The organism is Arthrobacter sp. UYNi723, from assembly GCF_054057635.1.
Genome location: NZ_JBSRZM010000005.1, coordinates 176,538 through 189,982 on the forward strand (window position 1 = coordinate 176,538; position 13,445 = coordinate 189,982).

General features: G+C 61.7%; 22 protein-coding genes. 17 read left to right on the top strand and 5 right to left on the bottom strand.

Annotated elements, in window-relative coordinates:
• Positions 1-21: 21 nt before the first annotated feature.
• Both ACVWY0_RS06230 and ACVWY0_RS06235 read right to left on the bottom strand, forming a co-directional pair.
• Entirely contained in the window at positions 22-981 is a 960-nt protein-coding gene (locus ACVWY0_RS06230) for a hypothetical protein (RefSeq protein ID WP_485835903.1), read from the bottom strand.
• Positions 978-1,457 (bottom strand): hypothetical protein, encoded by a 480-nt coding sequence (locus ACVWY0_RS06235; RefSeq protein ID WP_485835904.1) that lies wholly within the window; start codon positions 1,455-1,457, stop codon positions 978-980. The genes ACVWY0_RS06230 and ACVWY0_RS06235 overlap by 4 nt, the downstream gene beginning before the upstream one ends.
• 140 nt (positions 1,458-1,597) lie before the next feature.
• On the opposite strand from ACVWY0_RS06235, the gene ACVWY0_RS06240 reads away from it, so the two are divergent.
• Genes ACVWY0_RS06240 through ACVWY0_RS06250 form a run of 3 tightly spaced genes read left to right on the top strand, consistent with a single transcriptional unit; the run spans position 1,598 to position 3,136 of the window.
• Positions 1,598-2,128 carry a hypothetical protein gene (locus ACVWY0_RS06240; protein WP_485835905.1) on the top strand — a complete coding sequence of 177 codons (531 nt, stop codon included), beginning with the start codon at positions 1,598-1,600 and terminating at the stop codon, positions 2,126-2,128.
• A gap of 2 nt (positions 2,129-2,130) precedes the next feature.
• Complete coding sequence (locus ACVWY0_RS06245; RefSeq protein ID WP_485835906.1) at positions 2,131-2,772, top strand: DUF2493 domain-containing protein; 642 nt, start codon at positions 2,131-2,133, stop codon at positions 2,770-2,772.
• 52 nt (positions 2,773-2,824) lie between these two features.
• Positions 2,825-3,136 (top strand): hypothetical protein, encoded by a 312-nt coding sequence (locus ACVWY0_RS06250; protein ID WP_485835907.1) that lies wholly within the window; start codon positions 2,825-2,827, stop codon positions 3,134-3,136.
• Between the two features lie 50 nt (positions 3,137-3,186).
• Here the strand turns inward: ACVWY0_RS06250 and ACVWY0_RS06255 are convergent, their stop codons facing one another.
• Genes ACVWY0_RS06255 through ACVWY0_RS06265 form a run of 3 tightly spaced genes read right to left on the bottom strand, consistent with a single transcriptional unit; the run spans position 3,187 to position 5,794 of the window.
• Positions 3,187-4,323 (bottom strand): alpha/beta hydrolase family protein, encoded by a 1,137-nt coding sequence (locus tag ACVWY0_RS06255; RefSeq protein ID WP_485835908.1) that lies wholly within the window; start codon positions 4,321-4,323, stop codon positions 3,187-3,189.
• Positions 4,320-5,327, bottom strand: coding sequence for a hypothetical protein (locus ACVWY0_RS06260; RefSeq protein WP_485835909.1), 1,008 nt, complete (start codon positions 5,325-5,327; stop codon positions 4,320-4,322). The genes ACVWY0_RS06255 and ACVWY0_RS06260 overlap by 4 nt, the downstream gene beginning before the upstream one ends.
• Positions 5,324-5,794 (bottom strand): hypothetical protein, encoded by a 471-nt coding sequence (locus ACVWY0_RS06265; RefSeq protein WP_485835910.1) that lies wholly within the window; start codon positions 5,792-5,794, stop codon positions 5,324-5,326. The genes ACVWY0_RS06260 and ACVWY0_RS06265 overlap by 4 nt, the downstream gene beginning before the upstream one ends.
• A gap of 262 nt (positions 5,795-6,056) precedes the next feature.
• Here ACVWY0_RS06265 and ACVWY0_RS06270 point away from each other — a divergent pair, with 262 nt between their 5' ends.
• The 14 genes from ACVWY0_RS06270 to ACVWY0_RS06335 all read left to right on the top strand — a co-directional run bounded on the left by ACVWY0_RS06270 (position 6,057) and on the right by ACVWY0_RS06335 (position 13,268).
• Entirely contained in the window at positions 6,057-6,326 is a 270-nt protein-coding gene (locus tag ACVWY0_RS06270) for a hypothetical protein (RefSeq protein WP_485835911.1), read from the top strand.
• 64 nt (positions 6,327-6,390) lie between these two features.
• On the top strand, positions 6,391-6,783 hold the full coding sequence (locus ACVWY0_RS06275) for an HIT family protein (RefSeq protein ID WP_485835912.1): 393 nt from the start codon (positions 6,391-6,393) through the stop codon (positions 6,781-6,783).
• Positions 6,784-6,820: 37 nt separating this feature from the next.
• Positions 6,821-7,393 (top strand): hypothetical protein, encoded by a 573-nt coding sequence (locus ACVWY0_RS06280; RefSeq protein WP_485835913.1) that lies wholly within the window; start codon positions 6,821-6,823, stop codon positions 7,391-7,393.
• A 164-nt stretch (positions 7,394-7,557) separates the two neighbouring features.
• A complete protein-coding gene (locus ACVWY0_RS06285; RefSeq protein WP_485835914.1) occupies positions 7,558-7,923 on the top strand; it encodes a hypothetical protein in 366 nt (121 codons plus the stop codon).
• A gap of 66 nt (positions 7,924-7,989) precedes the next feature.
• Positions 7,990-8,343 carry a hypothetical protein gene (locus ACVWY0_RS06290; RefSeq protein ID WP_485835915.1) on the top strand — a complete coding sequence of 118 codons (354 nt, stop codon included), beginning with the start codon at positions 7,990-7,992 and terminating at the stop codon, positions 8,341-8,343.
• A 75-nt stretch (positions 8,344-8,418) separates the two neighbouring features.
• The gene (locus ACVWY0_RS06295; RefSeq protein WP_485835916.1) at positions 8,419-9,048 is read left to right on the top strand and encodes a hypothetical protein; all 630 of its coding nucleotides are present in this window, start codon (positions 8,419-8,421) and stop codon (positions 9,046-9,048) included.
• A 3-nt stretch (positions 9,049-9,051) separates the two neighbouring features.
• The gene (locus tag ACVWY0_RS06300; protein WP_485835917.1) at positions 9,052-9,474 is read left to right on the top strand and encodes a hypothetical protein; all 423 of its coding nucleotides are present in this window, start codon (positions 9,052-9,054) and stop codon (positions 9,472-9,474) included.
• The gene (locus ACVWY0_RS06305; RefSeq protein WP_485835918.1) at positions 9,471-9,668 is read left to right on the top strand and encodes a hypothetical protein; all 198 of its coding nucleotides are present in this window, start codon (positions 9,471-9,473) and stop codon (positions 9,666-9,668) included. Before ACVWY0_RS06300 ends, ACVWY0_RS06305 begins: the two co-directional genes overlap by 4 nt.
• Positions 9,669-9,825: 157 nt before the next feature.
• Positions 9,826-10,053, top strand: coding sequence for a hypothetical protein (locus ACVWY0_RS06310; protein WP_485835919.1), 228 nt, complete (start codon positions 9,826-9,828; stop codon positions 10,051-10,053).
• A 107-nt stretch (positions 10,054-10,160) separates the two neighbouring features.
• Positions 10,161-11,057 (top strand): hypothetical protein, encoded by an 897-nt coding sequence (locus tag ACVWY0_RS06315; RefSeq protein WP_485835920.1) that lies wholly within the window; start codon positions 10,161-10,163, stop codon positions 11,055-11,057.
• 22 nt (positions 11,058-11,079) lie between these two features.
• Complete coding sequence (locus ACVWY0_RS06320) at positions 11,080-11,340, top strand: hypothetical protein (RefSeq protein ID WP_485835921.1); 261 nt, start codon at positions 11,080-11,082, stop codon at positions 11,338-11,340.
• Between the two features lie 25 nt (positions 11,341-11,365).
• Positions 11,366-11,989 carry a hypothetical protein gene (locus ACVWY0_RS06325; RefSeq protein ID WP_485835922.1) on the top strand — a complete coding sequence of 208 codons (624 nt, stop codon included), beginning with the start codon at positions 11,366-11,368 and terminating at the stop codon, positions 11,987-11,989.
• Between the two features lie 215 nt (positions 11,990-12,204).
• Entirely contained in the window at positions 12,205-12,525 is a 321-nt protein-coding gene (locus ACVWY0_RS06330; RefSeq protein ID WP_485835923.1) for a hypothetical protein, read from the top strand.
• A 428-nt stretch (positions 12,526-12,953) separates the two neighbouring features.
• Positions 12,954-13,268 (top strand): hypothetical protein, encoded by a 315-nt coding sequence (locus ACVWY0_RS06335; protein ID WP_485835924.1) that lies wholly within the window; start codon positions 12,954-12,956, stop codon positions 13,266-13,268.
• The last annotated feature ends 177 nt before the right edge of the window (positions 13,269-13,445 follow it).

A 13,445-nucleotide genomic window follows, 5' to 3' on the forward strand; every position in this document is an offset into this window, starting at 1 on the left:
TGTGTGCATCAGCCAGTGCTGCTACCTGATGGGCCTGCCGGCCCTGACCTTCTCTTCGCGCTGCTGGATCTTCACCCGCTTACGGATGTTGTCCCGGGACGCCACGGCACGCTTCTGCGTAACGTCGATCGTCTCGGGCAGGGCACCCTCGGTGTCCAGATGCGCCGTGCGTTCAGCCAGTGCATACGCCTGTCCCATCTCCAGCACGGCAGCGGTATCAGCCACTTCACCCAGCTTCTCGGAGATCTTCTTCAGCATGGCATCGGACTTCGCCTGCTGTTCCAGCAGGGTCGCCGTCCGCTTCTCGATCGCATCGGTCTTGGGATCGTTCGCCCGGAACGCCTTCACCGCTGCCTCGGTGAACTCATCAGTGGCGATCTCTGCGCCCATGGCTGCAATCACGAAGGCGGTCACGATGCTGACCTGGGAGATGTCCCTGGCAAATGCGTCGCCAACCTGCGACTTGAGACTCTCGCGCATCTGGTCGATCAGGATCCGGGGGAACTGCTTCAGGTACGCGCTCTCGCCCTCGAAGCTCAGCCCGCCGCCCTTGCGGGGAATCACTGGCTGCGGCGTGCTCTGCTGAACAGCACCACTGCCGGGCTGATCAGCCTCGGGTTCGGAGGTGTCGGAGTCTGTATCGGTGTCGTCAGCGTCACGCCCGTCGAGGGCCTCGTCTGCTGCGGCGGCTTCCGCTTCAGCTGCGGCCTTTTCCTGTTGTGCTGCCTGAACTGCTGCGGCTTCAGCCACCGCTGCTTCCTCTTCTTCAGCAGCAGCTTTGTCCTCCGCGTCGCTGCCCTCGGGCAGCTGGGGTTCCGGTTCCGGAGCGGTGCTTGCAGCCTGAGATTCAGCCGGCGAGCCCACCGGCGCTGTGCCATTGGTGCCACCCTTATCGCCGACAGATCCCGCTCTGGCCGGCAGAGCTATATCCACCTCACTCGGCTGCTCGTACTGGCCGAGCAAATCGTCAAAAGAACTCATGGCTGTTCTTCCCCAATCTCGCCGTCTTCGGCATCCAGCAGGTAGTTATCCCCACGGGTCAGGCCCATGAGCGAGTCGAAGCCGGTCACCGTCACGCGCTCCAGGTTGCCGACGTTCGTCGAGAGGGATGTCATCTGGTCAATGAGCTGGTTCAGCCGGGCGATCTCCAGTGTGGGCAGGTCGTAGTCGCCGTTTTCACGGCGGATCTTCTCCTCGACGGCCTCGACCATGTACTCGTTCGCCGAGATGTTGGCCTTGTCAGCCCAGTACTTGGCGCGCTCGTTCGTATCCGGATGGAGTCGCAGAGCCACCCGCACCCGTGGCGCCGATGTCTCCGAGCCCTTGACCACAGGCGCAGTCGGAGTGACACCAGTACCGCCGATGACGCCGTTGGAACCGCCGGCGCCGTCCGCGTCGGTAGATAGCGGGGCGGCAGGGAGCCCATCGACTCTCGCACGACTGGGAGTGTCTGCCATGGTTACGCTCTCGTTTCTAATTTGTCCTCATATTTCAAGACATTCTAACAGAGACACAGACGCCATGGGCAAGCCATGGCCGGGGGGAAACCCAGGTACTAACGCCACACATTCCTCCTGACCAGAAAAGAGCCACCGCCATGTCTACGACCATCAACATCACCAACAGCGAAGCCTTCGGCCGGCGCGTCGAATCTGTCCTGGAAGCACTCGCGGGCCAGGGCGTCACCGAAGCCGATGTTCAGGCTGAATTCCTGGCTGCGTGCACTGACCGGGAAGCCGCTCAGGCTGCCTGGAAGCGCCTGCGTCAGCTGGACAATCCCACCGCGGCCGAACTGGGGCTCTACGCGCGGGTCTTGCGGGTGAACACCACCTGGCTGATCACCGGCGATGTGCGCTTCATCAACCCCGCCCTCATGGGTGGCACCTGCTTGTGCTGGCTGCTCCCGGAGAGCCAGCACTTCGTCTTCTACGGAGCCACCGAGCCGGGCTCCACGCATGAGTACAACCCCGATTGCCTGGTCCACGGACCTGTCCTGACGCAAGAACGCCTTCAGCGCACCGCGCTGATGGATCTGATCCTGGGACGCAAGCTGCCCAAGCCCGCCATCGACCTGGACTTGTCTGCCCTGGTCCCGGCCGCCGCCAACTACTCAAAGGCCGAGGTCTAACCGTGACTGCTGAAACCCAAACCCAGAGCACCAGCCAGACACAGGAGCAGAGCCAGATCCAGGCACCCGCTCCGAAGCAGCACCGGGTGCTCGTCACCGGTTCACGCGAGTGGACTGATAAGAACCTGATCGAGCAGGCCCTGGACTCCGCGCTGGCCCTGTTGCAGGTCCCGGTCACCATGCAGGACACGGTGACGCTAATTCATGGCGATGCAAAGGGACTCGATTCCCTGGCAGCGCAGCTGGCGGGCGGCCGCGGCTGGAAGATCGAAGGCTACCCGGCACAGTGGCGTGAGCACACAGCAGCATGCCCGGCCTCGCACTTCACGCCCTCCGTCCAGAACACCTGCAAGATGGCCGGCCATCGCCGGAACCACGAGATGATCGCCCTCGGCGCTGATCTGGTGGTCGCATTCCCGATGGGTGAGGAAGCCTCCGGTCACTCCAGGGGCACCTGGGGCTGCGCCCGAGCGGCGATGAAAGCAGAACTGCCGACGGTTGTCCTGTGGAGGGACAGCTTCTACCCCTGGGGATCGAAAGCCCAGCAGCTCGTGATCGCCGAGCGCACTGCGTCTTTCAAAGATCCGGCCCAGCACACAGCGGCGCCGACCCGGTTGGACGCCCTGCTGCCGATCCCGTTCTAAGCAGCGAACTCCTGCCATCCCCCTGACAACTCAACGAAATTGAGGACCCATCATGACCAGCGCTACTGCCACCACCGCACAGCTGACCGATCTGGCCACGTCACTCGACAACGCCCGGACAGCTGCCAACGCCATCGAGGTGGCCGCGCCCCAAAAGGGCGTCTACGGCGACATCGCCAACGCTCTCCACAAGACCCTGGCCCTCCTCCTGGACGGCAGCGACTACTGGGCGGAGAAGGCGTACCAGGCGATTCTCGACGGCAACACTGTCGCCCAGGCGCTGGAAGTCGTCACCTCCGAGATCACCCTGCGGGAGACGAGCGACCGCTCCAAGATCCTCAGAATGGCCGCCGGCTCCTACTAAAAACACCCCGTGTGCTCTTGATGAGCCACGGGGTGTTTTTTCTGCCAGCCCTACTTTGCAGGAACTGCCAGGGAGAGTGAACGGCACCAAGTTTGTACGGCGTCATTCCACTTCCCCGGGGCGGCGTTCCACTCCAGGGTGTGATGGGCTTCCGGGAACTCGACCATGGAGATGCCATCAGGCTGCCGGGCTGCATAAATCCGCGAGAGGTCAACGGGTATGCTCCGATCGGCCGAGCCGTGGATCACCATCGTCGGCACCTTTGTATCCGTGGCCGGAGACGTTGCGGGCAAGTCCCTCCACCGGATGGCCGGCTCCCCCTTGGACCGAAACAGATTGAACCCCGAGAGCATCCACCGGGCCAACGGACGGGGCGCTCCGGCGGACGCCAGGGCCGAGAGGATAATGGCCCGCCAATCAAGAGCCGGTGAAACCAGCACAGCGCCGGCGACCTCAGAAGCAGGGGCATTGCGGATGACCTGGAGGACGATGGAAGCGCCCAGGGACCAGCCGACATAGATGATCCGCTTCGCCCCTCGGGACAACGCGTACCTCTGGACCGGCTCAATGTCCCGCCACTCGCTCAGGCCCAAGTGGCTCGCCGGCGGCGCTTCGGCGCCACCGTCCAGGGACGTCCGGTAGGTCGGTACCAGGGAAGTGAACCCCATCGAGGTGAAGGTAGGCACGCCACGTAAGACCTGGCTGCGCTGACTCCCGAGCCCGTGAACATGGATGACCCACACATCGGAGGACTTGTCCGCGTCTCCGAGGATCTCCCACACAGACTGCTCCCCGACAGTCACTGACGTGAACTTCAGGCCAAAATCAGCGGGGCTCTCCCCCAGATGCCCGCTCAGCTGGCCCTTCCGGTCTTCCCGCAGTCGAGCCGGGTCACCCTTCTCGATGACCCTGCGGATTTTGCCGCCTGACTCCTCCGGTGGACCGAGAATCAACAGGTCGCCGCCGCTGACCGCACGCATACTCAGGCGGCCTGGGTGGGCAACGAAGCCCGTGCCGTCGAACTCGACCCACTCCCTGTCCCCCACCGTACGAACCCGCACTGATTCGGCTCTGACCTGCTGGCGGGAGTCGGTGACTTTGCTGCGCACGTAACGCCCGGCCAGCCCAAGAGCGAGAACGTAACCGACTGCACAACCTGCACCGGCCACCCACCGGGCCCTGCTCACCGGAGGACTCTGCCGTGTTTGAGGCACAACGACTCCGCCTGACGTACGGTCTCCCAGTCAGTGTCGGAAACAAGGTCGCGGGATGATCGGTTGACGTTGGCCCAATCAAGAATCTCGATCACCATCCGGTGTATCCCGGCGGTGGTGATGTTTTTCGGCACAGCTTTGACTCCCGCTATGGGTGGCTCCATGGGTTCGACCAGGCTCACTGCCGGGCTGTCGGCAACAGTGGCGAGCCAAATCCTGCGAATTTGAGGCTCGATGGCCACTACCTCTCCACGCACAGAGAGCGATTTCAGCAGGCGCCCTACCGGCGGAATTCCAAGGCCCACGCAGAGCAGCACCATGGTGGCCAAGTAGAGGTAGTTGTAAATCGTTCCCAAGCTCCGGAGGACCGAATCGGACCCGAGAACATGGGCAATATCCATCCCGACCACCACGATGCACAGCAGCATTGCCACTGCACAGCCGACCCCGGTGATGCTGAACCCGAGACGAAACCGGCCCTGCCGCATCTTCGGGACGTTCTTCACGCAGGTGAACAGGGTCACCGACATGACAGCGAAGATGTAGACGTACTGGACGGCGGAGTAAATCCCCGCGGCCAGCTGGTCACCGAAGCTGAGCATGAACGTGGTTGATGGCCGGGGATTGTCGATGAACGCGAACGCGCACGCCATGACAACAAGAACTGCCGTCGATGCGTAGCGGGGCCACCGTGCCGCCCGCCCATTCTGCCGGGACCGCCTTGTTGCTCCCTTGATGATTGCCCGGGACAGATACGAGACCCCGAAGATCAACAGTCCATTGGCAACGAGGTCCAATAGGTTCGGCCAGGGCATCCAGGATGCCACCCAGAGGTAGACGGCGTCGACGTTGGTGGTCAGGGAAGCCGCAATGACAGTCGCTGCCACGAACATGGTGTTGTCGGGCCTGGTGCGAACGCGGAAGGACAGGGCGGCCACAAGCGCCCACATGAGCCCGGCTACAAGGAACTCGCTCACTCGAAGTACGCCTCGTAGTCGTAGATTTCCTGGCTGGCGTCCCGGATGGCGGCCGCCAGCAAGTCCGCCAGATACTCTGCCGTCACTTCAAGATCGCAGCGGAAGTCACCCCGGGCCAGAGCCTTCTTCACCACTTCGCCGGAGAGCGCCTCGAAGACCCTGATCCCCTGCCAGGCTGCTCCGTCCTGCTCGTCGTGGCGGAGGATCATGTGGCTCAGCTCATGCAGGATCATCTGCTGACGATGCAGCAAGCCTTCCGTGACCGCGTGATAAACCACGTCTTTTTCCTCGCGCGGAATCCAGAGACCGCAGATTTTCTTACCGGAAAGATGCTCCGTCTCGACGACCTCAATCTGCCGGCCGCGCAGCAGTTCCAGGCGTTCGACCAGGGATTCAAGGCTCACATTCGCCGGCAACTCAAGCTGTTGGAAGGCATCAAGCGCTGTAGCGCGCAGCTGATCATCCATAAGGGTCCTCGATCCGAAATTTTGTCCCGGACAAGTGTAGTTCGAGACATGTTCCCGTCACGCCGTAATCAACCGACGGCACTCCTGCGTGCCTGCGGAAGCGGAGTCATGGAGACATGACCACATTAGTACATGAATATGGACAAAAAGCCCTGATTTATGAAATAAACCGGGCCGTCACAGCGAAGCTGTGACCGGGGATCACGGTGACTAAGAAAACTCCGCATTCATGCGCCTGACTTCACCCGAAATGAGACCCGTCATGCCCAAGATCCCGGCAACTACTCTGACCACCGCCCAGGCCGTTGACCGCGCCCGCTCGATGATCACCTCGGCACAGAAACTCGTCGGGGCCGCCGAAGAACTCGCCGACGCCCAGCGCCAGCACAGTCCCGCGCGTGACGCGGCCGAGGCCCGCAAGGAATACCACCTGCTCAACTACCGGGTCACCACGGTGCCTGACGCACTGGAGCCGGTCCTGGAGGCACTGATCAAGGCGGCTGCTGCATCTGCCCCTGGCCGTGACACCTAAAGATGCACGCCTAAAGCCGCCAGCCCACGCTGTTCCCCACCACCCAGAGAGCGAACCACCCACCATGAACTGTGTCTTCTGCGAGATCCTCTACGGCAACCAGCCGGCCCAGATCGTCTATGACGGTATTGCGACCCTGGGCATCGTTCCCCTCAACCCGGTAACCGAAGGCCATGTCATCTTCATGCCCCGCAAACATGTGCGCGACGCCTCGGAAGCACCATCTGTAACGGCTGCTGTCATGGGCGATGCTGCGCAGTATATCCAGCACCTGCGCCTGCGTGCCGACAGCGATGGACCTAACAGCCCGGACTTCAACATCATCACCAGTATCGGGCCGGCTGCCACGCAGTCGGTGTTCCACCTGCACCTGCATGTTGTGCCGCGGACAGTGAATGATGCCCTGGCGCTGCCCTGTTACAGCGGCAAAACCGCCCGCACAACCACGCCGCGCTAAGACCGCCACCCCACCCTCAGAGAGCGAGAACTTCACCATGTCACCACGCACCAACGGCTTCTACGCCGAGCAGCCTGAATATACCGGCACCACCATCACCGAGATCACTGTCCCCTCGGGGCGGTTGATCGCCGCCGATGACCTGCGCTCGGTCGAGCACTTCAACATCGAGGCTCCGTTGTCCATCAACAGCGGCGTCGGGCTCGACGTCCTGGCTGTGCTGACGGCGCAACAGGCCAACACCGCATACGCGTTTGTCGGCAACACCTCCCCCATGGTCACCCGGCACGCAGACGGTTCCGTCGAGGTCGTCAGCCCCGATTGGCCGGACGACGCTGATATTCCGGTGTTCAAGGACGGGGAGAACATGGTTGCTGAAATCTGCACTGATCTCTGGGCGACCATGCTGACTGACTACCAGAACTGGCTGGACCACGGTGGGCCAGACATCAGCACAGCCAACGAGGACTTCGCGATCGAGAAGTTCACGGTCCTTGATGTCACGCCGGGCAAATACCGGTGGACGGTCTACTCACACGCTGACAGGTTCGATATTCATGCCCGGGGACGCGTCACCTTCGCCCGTCTGGAGCTCATCGAGAGCTACTGAGACTCACTGACACGTTCTGACCCAAGACCCCTGTGGTGCTCATACCGAGCGCCGCAGGGGTCTCTTTTTTGCAGCCAAAAGGGTCACAGCACAGCTGCGACCGGGTGTCGGACTAAGCACCGACCTACTCCGCACTTCTTACCCCGGAAAAGAGACCCGAAATCATGTTCAAAACCCTTATTGAAGCCCCCGAAGCTGAAGTGGCCCGCCTGGCGCAGGCCCCTGCCGGCTCCACCAGCCACGCACTGAGCCAGCTTCCAGTGAACATCCGCGGCAACGTTCAGGATCTGTTGATCGAGCTCCCGTCGTTGGCCGGCGATCCGCAGCACACGATCGTCGTGGTGCCCACGGAGAGCCACCGCTACTCCAGGGGCGAAGAGACCGAGACGCTCCCCCGGCGCCGCTACGACAGCACCTGGACCTGCATAGTGGTCGCTTCCGACCACGCCAGCTATCCCGTCCAGGGCTACCGGATCTCGGTCCCCGAGCACCAGCTGGTGCGCGGCACGCTGCGCACCCTCGCGCTCTGACGCCTCCAGAAACCGCACGTCCAGTCCCAGCACACCCCTACCTCCCGAGAGCGAGAACACCACACCATGAGCACTGCACCCAAGACCGCGTCCGTTCGCCTCACCGACGAAGACGTCATCAACCTGCTCGACTGCGCCGGCTACGGCATCGGTTACTGGGCCGCCAGCGCCACGGTCGATGAAGAGGCCAAGACCTACCGCGTCATCGAGGGCAGCGAAGAGCTCGCCGACGACGAAACGCCAGCCGACAAGACGCTCACCTTCGACCAGCTGCGGGATGCCTTCAGCACCCTGGCCAACAACAACCAACTGCCCGACTGGCAGATGCGCGAGATCACCGACGGTGATCTCTGCTTCGACTCCATGGTCGGCGACATCACCGTCCAGCAAGCCATGTTCGACAAGGTCGTCTTCGGCTGAGCAGGCTCTGCGCGCTGTCACCCCCAACAGCACCCATCGCTGCACCCACATCACCTGAAAGTGAGGACCGAAATCATGACCATCATTACCCGCGACAATGTCCGCCTGCCCCTTCACACAGTCGTTTCCCCGGACGAGAGCACCACCGGCCGCGGCCAGATCATCCACCGGACCTACGCCGGCACCTTGGTGTGGGACACCGGGAACGGCACGCTGGAGCTCGTTGATCCGCAGACCCAGGTAGTGCTCCTTGGTCTGTCCGAGAGCAATATCAGCAAGCTCGACCAGCGGCAGGTCCGGCTCCTGGACGTGGCCTACCCCGACCGGATCGAGGGTGTCCACCCCAAAGTGGAGGGCGCCTGGAGTGCCTTGCGCACCCTTGGCATCATCGCCAGACCCTCACCTCGCGGGACCTCTGACGGGCTCTCCACGATCGTGGAGCTCTCCGCTGATCTCGGGGTGGCTGCCCAGGAGGCTTTCACCCGGACAGCGGCTGTGACGCTCTTCAAGGACAGCGGCAAGTACTACACCCAGGAAACCTGGAAAGTGCCCGTCAACGCCATCGGACCCTCTGACATGAGCATGAGCCCTGACTTCCGCCGGATCTCCGGCGGCGCTGTGCTCATCGAGGCAGAGTCGCCGGCGGAGTTCACCGACGCCCAAAACTGGGGCTTCCCGCACCTGTTTCCGTCTGGAAGCAGCTAGACCGTGAGCTACGAGAGTTCAGTCAAGAAGTGCAACGCGATGCTGGCTCTGGCCCGGGCTGGAGCCAGCATCTGGTGGCGCCGTGAAGGCTTCCACACGGAGCCGTTCAGGGAGGTGGAACCGAAGTGGCATGTGCTCACCGGCAGGTTTACGCATCACAACAACCCGGAGATGCAGCCCGAAGACAATCCGGTCTGGGCGGCGCTCTGTGGCTACCAAAGACCCTTCGACGAACGCATCTTCGAGATGTTCCCGAACCTGCGCAAGACAGCCCCCAAAAAGGACATCCGTTGCCGCAAATGCGTCAGTGAGCTGCCGGCCCACCTGGAACAGATGGCGGGTCAGCTGGCTCAAGCAGCAGAGAAGTCCCAGGCAGATCACGAAACCCAGGAAGCACAGCCCGAAATGGAAACGACCCAGCCATGAGCACATTCACTGCCAAATATGCCGCCGGCACCTGTGCCGACTGCGAAACCCGCATCAAACCGGGCGAGGAAATCAGCCGCAATCTCGATCAGGACTACATCCACGTCGACTGCCCGGACACAGAGCTGGACCGCCTGGTCAACAAGCCGGTGTGCCCGTCCTGCTGGCTGATCGGACCCTGCGACTGCAACTGAGAAGCCAACAAAGAACCCTGTGGGGCATAGATCGTTCGCGGTCTGTGGTCCGCAGGGTCTTCTTTTTCCAAACACAATCCCAGCACAGCTGTGATCGGGAATGCCTGTGACAAGGACAAGCAACCGCACCTAATCCTGAAAGCAGAGTGAGCCGATCATGAGCGTCTCAACCCTCACCAAGAACAACGCCTCCACCCCCATGTTTGCGATCTTCGAGGAGCAAGAGGCGCCCGCAACGGCTGTGGCCACCAAGGATCAGAAGCGCGAAGAGCTCAAGGGCTACCTGAACGCCTGGGCCAACGGCTTCGGCTCGATCGGCCGCAAGGGCGACCCCGACTACATCAACTTCGCGAAGACCGCTGAAGAGTTCCGCGACTTTTGCTAACCACGAGAATGCCCTGCCGGCTTACACCGGCGGGGCTTCTCTTTGCCCGGCAATGACACAGAGCGCCGTTATCGTGACACAGAGAAAGTACACAAGGAGAAAACCAGATGGACCCGCTTGAAGACGTATGCCGTGCCGTCCACGCCCGTGGCGGGCACATCCGGAGCCTTGAAAAGGCAGAAACAGCCAGCACGATGCTTCCGTGGTACCGCCTGGGCGAACGTAGCCGTCTGCGGCTCGAAATAGCGTCGCTGCATACCTCGATTGCAGTCTGCAACGAGAAAATCGGACCCGACGGTGTGGAGCGCCTGGCAAACCGGGCCGGATCAAGACTGTGGCATCAGGCAGCTGAAAACGTCATCCCGAACAAGAACCCCTATGGTCGCGCCGCCCAGGAACACTTCGACGCGATCCTTGAATTGGCCTTGGAGGGGAGGAACGATCTTGTGCTCTTTCACATGCACCCGCGTTCCTCCAGGCTTTCCAGCCTGCCCGACGTCGCCGAGCGTCTATCTGGACCGTTCATCGAGTCCAACGTGCTCAATATTATTGCCGAACGCGCTGACATCGCTGCATCCACAGCGTTTGCCCATGAGCGCTATCAGAACAAGGACAACCAGCCGGCGATGATCGTCCAGCACATTGCCTCGGGTCTGCGAGCCATGTTCACGGTGATCAGGCCGGGAATGGGCGCGGTGTTTTCCAAGCCCTACAACATTGGATCCATTGATCCCGACAACCCGGGTACGGCCACCCAGTGGGAGAGCTACGTGGGTCTGGGAATTGGTGAACGGATCTACGCCGAGGCGCATCGCCTGGAACCCGACGTGCGCTGGATGTCAGGTGCGACATCTCCCTATTCCACGCGGCTGAGGGAAAAGCTTCACGCCGTAGACCCCTACATCTGGAGCGGTAGCTGCCAATGGTGCGAACAGAAGCTCGCACAGCTCGGCATCTACTCCTGGGACGCAGCAGGGAAAGAATTCTTCACCGACCACCCCTAAACCAACCGAAATGAGAGCCATCATGACCACCCAGAACACCGCGCAGGCCGTCGTCTTCCTCGAAGCCCTCGCCCGCATTGTCGAGAAGTCACCGGACACCTACAGCACCGAGGCTTCCATGGAGCTCGCCGCGAGCATCCGCAGCATGGCCGAGGTCGTGACCACGGACGCTTTTGTTGATCCGAGCCTGCTGGAGATCACCCGCCAGTACGCCACCCTGGACTGGCACAACGAGATCGCCGCTGTCCTGATCGCCAAAGAGCACCGTGCCGCAGTCCACTAACCGCCCCGGGCCGGAGGGCCTCGCCGTGGACATCAAGAAGGCCACGCTGGCTGATGCCTGGCATCTGGCATGGACCGGTTCGCTTGCCTTTGCCTGTGGGTCTAAGAAGCCGTGGCCCAGAGTTCGTGCAGTCCTCGGCTATCCGCGGCACATTGCCTACATCGTGCCCGCAGCCTTGGAGGGCAGTCTGTGGCACCGAAACCGACGCGTCGTTGTAGGCATTACAGGCATTGATGGTCAGCGCAACGGATACAGTCACTGGGTCCTGGCGGGGCTGCTCCTCATCCTCTTGGGTCCTCTGGATCTGACTGTTCTGCTTGTGGTGTTGGGGCTCCTCCTCATCGCCCTCATGTGCGGTCGCCCCATCCGCCGGTTCAGGGCTTCTGCGGCCGTCCGGTCGTGGAAGAAGGACCTGCACCACGAGCCGGTGTACGAGATTGTGTATCTGGCCAAGCACCCGTACGAGAAGACATACTCCGGTTTCGGTTTCGCCAAGGAGGTGCTGTCGGGACTGGTACCCGCTGGCAGCCGCCTCTGCACGATTGCCAGATCAGATCGTCATGTCCGCGGTTACCGGGCGAGAAGATTTCAGGAGTTGCCCTACAAGGGGAAGCCGACAGCAGGAATGGCCGGCGTCCTGGCTGAGTAAATGCAGATCCTCCCTCACCCCCAATAAGATGCCCTGTCGGTTTACGCCGGCGGGGCATCTATTTTGTGTTCAGCTCCATTGTTTGGAGTGCTGTGGTGTCTATCTGCCGATGAATATGCGCAGCAAATATGCGGTCGTGAGAATCCAATCCCAGCACAGCTGTGATCGGGAATAACCATGAATAGGCAATTCCTGACTACAGAAGAGAGAACATCATGAATGCGCAACCCATCACCGTCGCCAAGAATGCGTCCGTTGATTTCCCCGGCGTCAAAATCAGCGGCGACGTTCTCTACCTCGCAGATAAGAACGCCCTGGTACTCATCGACAACAAAACCGGCGGCCCCGAGCGCCTCAGCGTCAACCTCGATTCCTACGGACTCACTCCCCGCCCCGGCTTCGTCTTTATCAAGGACTGGAGCGAAGGCGCCGGCGTCGCGGCATCCCTGGCCAAAGACGGCCTGGTCGAAATCATCGGCTCGCACATGGTGGGTCCGTTCTCCACGACAGCGTACGAAGTGCGGGTCGTGCTCTAACGCCCCAAAAGCTTCCTGATCTCAGCAGAGCTGGGATCGGGAGAGAACATGCGAGGGATCTCAAGGAGGTCCCGCTCGGTAGATCGGTGGTTCACGGATGTTTGGTTTGGTCAGTCGACACGCGACCATAAACGCCCGCAGACGCCAGCACAGGTGTCCAGCTGTCCCAAACCCTGTGAAAGTCCGCTGACCGTCTCCCTGCGTCCTCCTCTTACCGTCTCTCCCCCCAGAGACGACGAGGAGGCCAAGCAGAGAACATCACAGCGCTGAAACTCACGCACGGTACATGGGGCCCTGACAGAGCAAGCAGGAACACCACGGGATGAATGGGTGGTTCGAGACCCCCTGACGGTACTGGTCCCCTGGCTAACAGCCCGGACCCACAACACATCAAACAGCAGCCACTCCCCCGGACGAGAGGAACCACCATGTCCAGAACCTCCCTGCAACAGCTCCAGCCCGGCGACGTGGTGGTGCTCATGCGCAACCTCAATCACCCCGCCTGGAAGATCCAGGGCCCCTACGACGAATACCGCGGTGCACACACCCTTGTGCCCGACCCGAGCATCAAGGAAGCCCTCGGCACCGCCACGATTCTGGAACGCCGCGACATTCCGGGCACCAACACCGGCTGGCGCGACCGCAAGGCACAGAGCCTGGTCCGACTCGCTAACAACTTCTGGTACGACCTCGCAACAGGTCTTCAGGACGGGTCCGGATCGACCCTGATCGAGCTGGGCTGAGAAGCCACAAAGCAAGAGATCAACAGCATTCGAGCAGCACAGCTGCTTCGGAAGAGGAACTGAGAGGGGAGCACAACGCTCCGCTCAAAAGAACACCAACAGAAAACACCCAGTCAGCACAGCTGTCTCGGGGAAGACCCTGAACACCAAAAATCACTGGTTACACGGAACTGATCC

Coding starts and splice junctions, on each gene's coding strand:
- ACVWY0_RS06230 (WP_485835903.1), bottom strand. CDS start 981: ATGAGTTCTTTTGACGATTTGCTCGGCCAGTACGAGCAGCCGAGTGAG.
- ACVWY0_RS06235 (WP_485835904.1), bottom strand. CDS start 1,457: ATGGCAGACACTCCCAGTCGTGCGAGAGTCGATGGGCTCCCTGCCGCC.
- ACVWY0_RS06240 (WP_485835905.1), top strand. CDS start 1,598: ATGTCTACGACCATCAACATCACCAACAGCGAAGCCTTCGGCCGGCGC.
- ACVWY0_RS06250 (WP_485835907.1), top strand. CDS start 2,825: ATGACCAGCGCTACTGCCACCACCGCACAGCTGACCGATCTGGCCACG.
- ACVWY0_RS06265 (WP_485835910.1), bottom strand. CDS start 5,794: ATGGATGATCAGCTGCGCGCTACAGCGCTTGATGCCTTCCAACAGCTT.
- ACVWY0_RS06270 (WP_485835911.1), top strand. CDS start 6,057: ATGCCCAAGATCCCGGCAACTACTCTGACCACCGCCCAGGCCGTTGAC.
- ACVWY0_RS06275 (WP_485835912.1), top strand. CDS start 6,391: ATGAACTGTGTCTTCTGCGAGATCCTCTACGGCAACCAGCCGGCCCAG.
- ACVWY0_RS06280 (WP_485835913.1), top strand. CDS start 6,821: ATGTCACCACGCACCAACGGCTTCTACGCCGAGCAGCCTGAATATACC.
- ACVWY0_RS06285 (WP_485835914.1), top strand. CDS start 7,558: ATGTTCAAAACCCTTATTGAAGCCCCCGAAGCTGAAGTGGCCCGCCTG.
- ACVWY0_RS06290 (WP_485835915.1), top strand. CDS start 7,990: ATGAGCACTGCACCCAAGACCGCGTCCGTTCGCCTCACCGACGAAGAC.
- ACVWY0_RS06295 (WP_485835916.1), top strand. CDS start 8,419: ATGACCATCATTACCCGCGACAATGTCCGCCTGCCCCTTCACACAGTC.
- ACVWY0_RS06305 (WP_485835918.1), top strand. CDS start 9,471: ATGAGCACATTCACTGCCAAATATGCCGCCGGCACCTGTGCCGACTGC.
- ACVWY0_RS06310 (WP_485835919.1), top strand. CDS start 9,826: ATGAGCGTCTCAACCCTCACCAAGAACAACGCCTCCACCCCCATGTTT.
- ACVWY0_RS06315 (WP_485835920.1), top strand. CDS start 10,161: ATGGACCCGCTTGAAGACGTATGCCGTGCCGTCCACGCCCGTGGCGGG.
- ACVWY0_RS06320 (WP_485835921.1), top strand. CDS start 11,080: ATGACCACCCAGAACACCGCGCAGGCCGTCGTCTTCCTCGAAGCCCTC.
- ACVWY0_RS06330 (WP_485835923.1), top strand. CDS start 12,205: ATGAATGCGCAACCCATCACCGTCGCCAAGAATGCGTCCGTTGATTTC.
- ACVWY0_RS06335 (WP_485835924.1), top strand. CDS start 12,954: ATGTCCAGAACCTCCCTGCAACAGCTCCAGCCCGGCGACGTGGTGGTG.